The organism is Novosphingobium sp. Chol11, from assembly GCF_945870625.1.
GTDB lineage: Bacteria > Pseudomonadota > Alphaproteobacteria > Sphingomonadales > Sphingomonadaceae > Novosphingobium.
In genome coordinates this window covers 1-8,592 of the sequence record NZ_CAMBTS010000122.1, presented here as the reverse complement: position 1 = coordinate 8,592, position 8,592 = coordinate 1, and the positions used below count along the sequence as shown (strand labels likewise).

Below are 8,592 nucleotides of genomic sequence, written 5' to 3'. Positions count from 1 at the left end.
AGCCAGGACGATCTGCAAACCTTGCTGGCGGGGCGCTCGGTCTCAAACGGGATTGCCGCGGGCGGCGATGCCTTTGCGGTGAGCGCTACCACGATCCCGCGCGATCTGGAGCTTGAGCTGCAATTGCTCGCCGCCACGATCACCGATCCGGGCTACCGGCCTGAGCCCGAGAGCCTGTTTCACCAGAACATGACCAACTATTTCGCGCGCCTCAATGCCACGCCGGCCTCCGCGCTTTCCGGCGCGCTCAGCGGCATTTTGAGCCCCGGCGACCCGCGCTTCGCGTTGCAGCCGCCGCAAGATTATCAGAAGCTGACTTTCGCCAAGTTGCGCAGCGACATATCGGACCGGCTGGCGCACGGCGCGATCGAGCTTGCGCTGGTCGGCGATCTCGATCCCGATGCCGCCATCGCGCTGGTCGGCCGCACCTTGGGCGCGTTGCCGTCGCGCGAGGCCGCGTTCCGCCCTTATGAAACCGCCCGCACGCGCGCCTTCACCGCGCAGCGCGGCCTCGCCGTGATCCGCCATGAGGGCGAGGCCAATCAGGCGATCGTGCGCATGGTCTGGCCGACCACCGACGACCGCGACCCGGTCGCCGCGATGACGCTCGAACTGCTTCAGGAAGTCGCCGGGATCGCCGTGACCGATACCGTGCGCGAGGCGCTGGGCACGTCCTATTCGCCCGCTGTGCAATCCGCGCTTTCGCGGGTGTGGCAGGATTGGGGCACCTTCACGATCAACGCCTCGGTCAATCTCGCCGATGTCGCCAAGACCCGCGCTTCGATCGAGGGCACGGTGCGCAGCCTTGCCGAACGCCCGGTCGATCCCGACGTGCTGAAGCGCGCGCGCGAACCGATGCGCGAGCGGATCGACAATGCGCTCAAGACCAACGGCGGCTGGCTCGCGCTTGCCGAACGCGCCGCCTCGCACCCCGAGCGGATCGACCGCTACCTGCAGGCCAAATCCCGCCTCGATGCCATCACCCCCGCCGCGCTGCAGGCGATGGCCCGCCGCTACCTCGCGCTGGATCACGCGGTAACGGTGCTGGTCTTGCCGAAGGGGGCGGAGGCGCCGGACAAATGACACCAATCCCCAACCCCGCACCTCAGCCTTCGCCGGGGCGCGGCGCAATGTTCTTGTGATTGCGCTGTCCTACATTTGCCCGTTGCGTCATAAGGCCCACCCAGCATGGCAAGCGCGACACGGTCAAAAGCGGCATTAATCGTCTCACCCGATCAATAATGACCCACTGATCGATTGCAATTATTTCTCAGGACTGTGTCAACTTCGTCAACTTGCCCTTTTCCGGCGATCGGGGCATAGGCCGAGGAAATGCTTCCAGCCTGCAAGAAAGGCCCCGCCCCATGAAAGTCCGCATCCATGTCAGCCTCAAGAACGGGGTGCTCGATCCGCAAGGCCGCGCCATCCATCATGCGCTCGATGGAATGGGCTTTGCCGGGATCAGCGATGTGCGCGCCGGGCGGCTGATCGAACTTGAGGTGGACCACACCGTCACCGATGAAGCGCTCGATGCGATGTGCCGCAATCTTTTGGCCAACATGGTCATCGAAAACTATCGCATCGAACGGGTAGCCTGAGCCATGGCGTTCACCGCGGCGGTCATCACCTTCCCCGGATCGAACTGCGACCGCGATCTGGCGGTCGCCATCGAGCAGGTCTGCGGCGGCACGGTCCACCGCGTGTGGCACGGCGATGCGGCCCTGCCCGCTGGCCTCGATTTCATCGCGCTGCCCGGCGGGTTTTCCTATGGCGACTATTTGCGCTCGGGCGCCATGGCGGCGCGTTCGCCGGTGATGCGCGCGGTGATCGATGAGGCGGCGCGCGGCGTTGCGGTGCTGGGCGTGTGCAATGGCTTTCAGGTGCTCACCGAGGCCGGCCTGCTGCCCGGCGCGCTCATGCGCAATGCGGGCATCCGGTTCGTTTGCCGCGAAGTGCCGCTGCGCGTGGAAAACAACCAGTCGCTGTTCACCGCGCGCTACGGCGCGGGCCAGCGGATCGTGATTCCGGTGGCGCATCACGATGGCAATTTCTTTGCCGACGAGGAAACGCTGGACCGGATCGAGGGCGAAGGCCGCGTCGCGTTTCGCTATGATGAACCGGTCAATGGCTCGCAGCGCGGCATCGCCGGGGTGCTGAATGCGGGCGGCAATGTGCTGGGCATGATGCCCCATCCTGAGCGCATGATCGAAGCGGCGCAGGGCGGCAGCGATGGCCGCGCGCTGTTTGAAAGCGTGCTGGCAGGGCTTAACGTCGCCGCTTGAGCGGGACGGCAACGGCCTCGATGCTTGGCTGGGCCAGCCTGTCGAACATGGCCAGCGCATCGGCGGCGGCCATCGGGCGGCCAAAGAAATAGCCCTGGATCTTCTTGCAGCCGAGATGGCGGATCATGGCCAGTTCCGCTTCGGTCTCAACCCCTTCGGCGGTGGTCGACATCTCCAGCGCATCGGCCATGGCGACAACCGCGCGCACAATGGCGAGGCTTTCCGGATTGTTGAGCGCCGCGCCCTGAACAAAGCTGCGGTCGACCTTGATCGTCGAAAAGCGCATCCGCCGCAGGTATCCCAGCGAAGAATAGCCGGTGCCGAAGTCATCGAGCGCAACGCCGCAGCCCAGCGACATGATCCGCTCCAAGGTTTGCTGCGCCACCGCGCCATCGCGCACGAAAATGCTTTCGGTCACCTCGACCTCAAGCCGGTGCGGCGGTAGCCCGCTGGCGGCCAGCGCGCTGATCACGGTTTCGGCAAAATGCGGATCGAGCAATTGCTCACCCGAAACATTGACCGCGACCTTGATGTTCCCCGGCCAGTTCATCGCCTCGCAGCAGGCCGTGCGCAGCACCCACTCGCCGATCGGCACGATCAACCGGGTATCTTCAGCCAGCGGAATGAACTTGGCCGGGCTTACCGGGCCATGCTCGGCAGAGTTCCAGCGCAGCAGCGCCTCGAAACTGAGCGGCTCTTCGGTCGTGGCATCGACCACCGGTTGGTAAACCACGTTGAATTCGCCGCGCTCCAGCGCTTGCCGCAGCGAAAACTCGAGCTGGCGGCGCTCTTCGGCATGGGTGTGGAGCGAGGGTTCATAGCCGCAATGCTGGCCGCCGCCTTGATCCTTGGCGTTGTAAAGCGCCAGATCGGCATTGCGCATCAACGTTTCGACCGTGGCCCCATCGCGCGGACCGAGCGCCGAGCCGACGCTGGCCCCGACATAGAGCGTGTGATGATCGACCTCGTAAGGCTGCGAAAGCGCGGCGACAACGGCATTGGCAATCTCCTCGATCCGCTGACTGTCGGTCGCATCGCGGATCACGATGGCAAATTCATCGCCGCCGAGCCGCCCGCACAGTTCGTTCTCGCTCATCAGCGAGCGGAGCCGATCCGCCACCCGCGCCAGCAGCTTGTCGCCGACGAGATGCCCCAGCGTATCGTTAACCGCCTTGAACCGGTCGAGATCGATCATCAGGAAGGCGCAGCGCATCCGCCAGCGATCGGCATCGCGCATCGCCTCGCCCAGCGTCTCGGTCAGCATCAGCCGGTTCGGCAGGCGGGTCAGCGTGTCATAGCGCGCAAGGTACGCGATCTTGTCGGCGCTTTCGCGTTGCTCGGTGACATCCGAACCGACCCCGCGAAAGCCCACAAAAACCCCGTTGTCATCAAATTTGGGCGAGGCGGAAAGCTCCCACCAGCGATGGCCGCCGCGCAAGGTGACGCGTACGAGCAGATTGGCAAAGCTCTCCCGCCGGTTCAGCTTTTCGGCCAGATCGTGCAGCGACGAATCGAAGTGGCCGGTTTCCCACGAGGCCCCGGCAATCAGTTGCACCAGCGGACGACCGTCAACATCTTCGGGATCTTCGCCCAGCGCAAAGGCAAACCGCGCCGAGGCGGCGCGCACGCGCCGCGTGCTGTCCACCTGCCACAGCCAATCGGCCTCGCCCTCTTCAAATTCGCGTAGCAGCAGCGAGACGACCTCGCTCTTTTCCGCCATGCTCGCTTCGGCGACTTTGCCGGTGAGGAAGGTGCGCGCCGCCTCCAGGCTGCCGATCAAAAGCATGATCACGAACGTGACCGCAACCGACGCCGCCAGAAACTCGCCGTGGATGACAAAGGTGATCAACCCCGCCGCGCCCAGAATCGCGCTGAACAGCATGGTGCCGAGCGGCACCGCGGCAAAGGCCAACGCGGTTGCCGCCATCACCATCGTCATGATGCTCCACAGCAGCAAGCGCTGCTCACTGCTGACGAAATGGGCCAGCACGAGCATCGGCAGCGCCCAGACGAAAGCGGCCACCGCGATGCTGATGGTTTGAGAATAGACCTCTTTGCGCGATATGCGGCGCCGGTCGGCGTCCTCCAGCGCTAGATCATAACGCGCGCCATAAATCAGCGCGCCGACCAACACGGCGGCCCAACCGGCGAGAATGATCACGTTGATCGCGCCGCCCAGCGCCTGGATAACCAGCAGCGCGGCCAGCGCATGCGACAGCATGCGGGCGCCGATCAGCTTGGCCAAGCTGGAATACTGCATGCCGCGCAGGCGCGCCCAGTCGCCCTCCGCTGGATCGGAAAGGCCCACGATCGCCATCGCAGGGAGTTCGCGCGGAAGCGCGGAAGGGCTGATCGGAAGCGTTCTGGTCACATCGCAAGTGATACTGGAAAATACTTGCCCAATGGTAAGCGATCAGCGGAATATTCGAATTCTTGCGGGGTGTTACGGCCAGCCTTGGGCGACGTTGAGAGGCGCAAATCTTTCGCTAAGCCTAGCGAATTCGCCAGCACGGCTCCGGGCGTAGCTGGGTTAGACCATGCAAGGACATCACGGCCATGGGGCCGGAGAAAATCGGGAGACAAGGCATGTCACACAATTGGGTGCAACGCTGATGGCGCGGCTTGCGGGGAAAACTGCCTTCATTTCGGGCGCTGCTTCGGGACTTGGCGCGGCGATGGCGCGCGCGTTCGTCGCCGAGGGAGCCGCCGTGGTGATCGCGGATATCGATGCGGCGGGCGGCGCGGCGATGGTTGCCGAACTGGGCGAAGCGGCCCGGTTCGTGGTGCTCAACGTGACCAAGGAGCAATCGTGGCTCGATGCCTTCGCCACTTGCGGGCCGCTCGATGTGCTGGTCAACAACGCCGGGATCACCACGCTCGGCTCGATCGAGGACGTGACGCTCGATCAGTTTCGCCATGAGCTCGATATCGACGTGCTCGGCGTATTCATGGGCACAAAACATGTGCTGCCGCTGATGAAGGAGAAAGGCGGCTCGATCATCAACATGTCCTCGCTCGCTGGCATCCGCGCCACCGGCACGCTGGTGGCCTATAACGCGGCGAAGGCGGCAGTCACCCTGATGACCAAGTCCTGCGCGCTCCATTTTGCTGCCCAAGGCTATCCCATCCGCTGCAATTCGATCCATCCGGGCGCGATCCACACCCCGATCATCGACAAAGTGCTGGCCCAGTCCGACGATCCCGATGCGCTCTATGCCAGCTTTGTCGCGTCGCATCCGATCGGGCGGCTGGGCAAACCCGAAGAGATCGCCGCCATCGCGGTCTATCTCGCCAGCGACGAATCGCTTTTTGCGACCGGGGCTGAGTTTCGCATCGATGGCGGCGCGTCGATCTAGCGATGGACCTGCCCGTCCGCCAGATCGCCTATTTCTGCGAGGATGTGCGCGCCGCCGCGCTGGCGCATCATGCGCTTTATGGGTCGGGGCCTTACTTCGTGGCCGAACATATCCCGCTGGCCCGCGCGCGGCACCGCGAGACCGAGCGCACGCTCGATCACACGTCCGCCTATGGCCAGTGGGGCGATGTGATGATCGAATTTGTCCAGCAGAACAATCCGGGCCCTTCGGCCTTCCGCGATCTCTATCCCGAAGGATCGGGGCGCTGGGGGCTGCATCACACCGCGCTATTCGTCGACGATGTCGATGCCGCGCTCGCGCGGTTTGCCGAGGCGGGGCACCCGGCGGCGCTTTATGCGCAGATGAACGACGGGTTCGTGTTTGCCTTTGCCGATACCTCGGCCACGCTGGGCCATATGATCGAGCTTTATGCCCCGGTGCCCAGCCTCACCGGGTTCTATGCCATGGTTGCAAAAGCGGCGCAGAGCTATCGCGGCGGCGATGTGCTGACCACCATCGCTTTCTCTTGAGATATTAAGGACATGGAATGACAAGCAACCAGTTCTGGCGGCTGAACCACCATCCGCAAGGCACTGATTTTGCAGGAGCGCTCAGCCTTGAAAGCGAGACGCTGGCCCCGTTGGCGCAGGGCCAGGTGCGCGTTGCGACCCATTGGCTCTCCATGGATGCGGGCACGCGGATGTGGATGGGGCCGCGCACCGATGGCTATCAGCCGCCGCTGCCGCTGGGCACCGCGATGGTCGGACTTGTGCTCGGCCGAGTGAGCGAGAGCCGCGATCCCGCCTTTCCCGAGGGCGCGCTGGTGCGCGGCTTTGGGCAATGGGCGGAAGTTGCGACGATGGACCCGGCGCTCTCCGGCCTTACCGTGCTCGACGACACGGTAGCCGATCCGCGCGCACATTTCGGCGAACTGGGGATGAATGCGTGGACCGCGTATGTCGGCGTGAAGGAAGTGGCCGCGGCCAAGCCCGGCGAGTGGCTGGTCGTCTCCGCCGCCGCCGGCGCGACCGGCAGCCTTGTCTGCCAGGTGGCGCGCAATCTGGGCGTGCGGGTGATTGGCATGGCGGGCGGGCCGGAGAAGTGCCGCTATCTTACCGAAGAACTCGGCGCGGAAATCGCGATTGATTACAAGGCTGAGGATGTTGCTGCGCGGCTAGCCGCAGTGCCCGGCGGGGTCCATGCCTATTTCGACAATGTCGGCGGCCCGCTGCTCGATGCAGTGCTGCCCAACATGGCGCATTATGGCCGTGTCGCGGTGTGCGGCCTGGTCGCGGGGTATAACAGCGACGAGCCGCTGCCCGGCCCGGCCCGGTTCGATCAGGTGCTGATGCGCCGCCTGCGCATCGAGGGGTTTTTCATCCCGGATTTCCTTCATCGCGGCGCCGAATTCATGCCGGTGCTGCGCGAATGGATGGACGCGGGCAAGCTCAAGGTGCGGTTTGACGAAACCGTGGGGATCGAGAACGTGCTCGTGGGTTATGACCGGATGCTATCGGGCAAGAATATCGGCAAAGCCATCGTGAAGGTAGCCCGCTGATGCCGCTCATCCACCACAACGCGCCGATCAATTGCCTTGTCGCCGTGCGCGGGCATCCGTTCGACCGGACCGCCTTCGATAGCGTGTTTCAAGGCATGGAGGGCATTTCCGCAACCATGGTCGATCAACCCGCTGCCGCGCGGCTGATGACGCCAGAGGGCATGCGCGGGTTCGATGCGCTGGTGCTTTATGACATGCCGGGGCTGGATTTTGAGGTGAGCGAAGGCGCACCGCTGTATCTGGAGCCGGACGCTGCGCTGGTTTCAGGCTTTGAGGCGCTGCTCGATGCCGGGATCGGCGTGGTCGCGCTGCATCATGCGCTGGCAGGGTGGCCGACATGGACCGCGTATCACGAATGGCTGGGCGGGCAGTTCTGCTATCATCCCGGCACGGTGCGCGGCGCGGTCGTTCCTGACAGCGGCTATTGCCACGATGTGACGCATGAAGTGTCGGTTGTCGGCGATCATCCGGTGACCGCCGGATTGCCCGCACATTTCACGCTGACCGACGAGCTTTATCTGGCGCAAGTGTTCGAGGCAGACGTGACCCCGCTGCTGCGCTCGGACGCTGTGTTTGACCGCGACCATTTCTGGTCGGCCGAGCTGGCAGTGCGCGGTGAAATGTACGCGCGCGAGGGCTGGGAGCATCCGGCGGGATCAAATCTGGTCGGCTGGGCCAAACAGGTGCGCGCCAGCAGGCTGGTCTATCTGCAACCGGGCGACGGGCCTGCGACTTATGAGAACGCGCACTATCGGCAGCTGGTTGCGAATGCGATCCGCTGGGCAGCGGGGAAGGATCACGCGGCATGAGCGAGCGACGGCTTGAAGGACGGCGCGCGCTGGTGACCGGCGCCGGTTCGGGCATCGGCGCGGCTACTGCCAGGCGGCTTGCCGCCGATGGCGCGCAAGTGTTCACGGTCGATCTGGCGGGCGAGGTCGATATGGCGGTCGATGTGACCGAACCGGGCGTGAATGCCCAGATCACCGCGCGCGCCGCCGAAACGCTCGGCGGGATCGACATTCTTGTGCCCTGCGCCGAGATCAGCGGCTTTCATGCGCTCGAGGGGCACGACGACGATTATTTCGACCGGGTCATCGCGGTCAATGTCACGGCGGTGTTTCGCCTCATCCGTGACTGCGTGCCCCATCTGAAAGCCTCGGGGCGCGGCCGGATCATCACCATCGGTTCGACGATGGCGCGGTTCGGCGATGCCGGGCTGGTCGCTTATGGCACCTCAAAGCATGCGGTGCTGGGCATGACCCGCTCGGTCGCTTGCGAACTGGGGCCTTTCGGCGTCACTGCCAATTGCCTGCAACCGGGCGCGATCGACACCCCGATGACCGCGCCTGCCTTCACCGCGATGCCCGAATTCAAGGCATACTGGCAGAACAAGGCC

The 8,592-nt window shown here is 64.5% G+C and carries 9 protein-coding genes; 8 read left to right on the top strand and 1 reads right to left on the bottom strand.

Annotation, left to right across the window (positions count from 1 at the left end):
- The 3 genes from Q0O40_RS14355 to purQ form a co-directional block, all read left to right on the top strand.
- A partial coding sequence (locus tag Q0O40_RS14355; RefSeq protein WP_295531312.1) for a pitrilysin family protein occupies positions 1-1,083 on the top strand: 1,083 nt, incomplete at its 5' end.
- Between the two features lie 281 nt (positions 1,084-1,364).
- Positions 1,365-1,598 (top strand): phosphoribosylformylglycinamidine synthase subunit PurS, encoded by a 234-nt coding sequence (gene purS, locus Q0O40_RS14350; protein WP_295531311.1) that lies wholly within the window; start codon positions 1,365-1,367, stop codon positions 1,596-1,598.
- Between the two features lie 3 nt (positions 1,599-1,601).
- Positions 1,602-2,282 carry a phosphoribosylformylglycinamidine synthase subunit PurQ gene (purQ, locus tag Q0O40_RS14345; protein WP_295531309.1) on the top strand — a complete coding sequence of 227 codons (681 nt, stop codon included), beginning with the start codon at positions 1,602-1,604 and terminating at the stop codon, positions 2,280-2,282.
- Here purQ and Q0O40_RS14340 read toward each other — a convergent pair.
- Positions 2,266-4,599 carry a bifunctional diguanylate cyclase/phosphodiesterase gene (locus Q0O40_RS14340; RefSeq protein ID WP_295531314.1) on the bottom strand — a complete coding sequence of 778 codons (2,334 nt, stop codon included), beginning with the start codon at positions 4,597-4,599 and terminating at the stop codon, positions 2,266-2,268. The genes purQ and Q0O40_RS14340 overlap by 17 nt on opposite strands.
- A gap of 295 nt (positions 4,600-4,894) precedes the next feature.
- Between Q0O40_RS14340 and Q0O40_RS14335 the strand changes: the two genes are divergently transcribed.
- From Q0O40_RS14335 to Q0O40_RS14315, 5 genes are all read left to right on the top strand, one after another.
- Positions 4,895-5,638, top strand: a complete 744-nt coding sequence (locus Q0O40_RS14335) for a glucose 1-dehydrogenase (protein WP_295531307.1) — start codon at positions 4,895-4,897, stop codon at positions 5,636-5,638.
- A 2-nt stretch (positions 5,639-5,640) separates the two neighbouring features.
- Entirely contained in the window at positions 5,641-6,168 is a 528-nt protein-coding gene (locus Q0O40_RS14330) for a VOC family protein (RefSeq protein WP_295531305.1), read from the top strand.
- A gap of 17 nt (positions 6,169-6,185) precedes the next feature.
- Positions 6,186-7,196: an NADP-dependent oxidoreductase gene (locus Q0O40_RS14325; protein ID WP_295531304.1), complete on the top strand. Its 1,011-nt coding sequence runs from the start codon at positions 6,186-6,188 to the stop codon at positions 7,194-7,196.
- Positions 7,196-8,005 carry a ThuA domain-containing protein gene (locus Q0O40_RS14320; RefSeq protein WP_295531302.1) on the top strand — a complete coding sequence of 270 codons (810 nt, stop codon included), beginning with the start codon at positions 7,196-7,198 and terminating at the stop codon, positions 8,003-8,005. The genes Q0O40_RS14325 and Q0O40_RS14320 overlap by 1 nt, the downstream gene beginning before the upstream one ends.
- The coding region (locus Q0O40_RS14315) for an SDR family NAD(P)-dependent oxidoreductase (RefSeq protein WP_295531299.1) at positions 8,002-8,592 on the top strand (591 nt) is incomplete at its 3' end. The genes Q0O40_RS14320 and Q0O40_RS14315, both read left to right, overlap by 4 nt.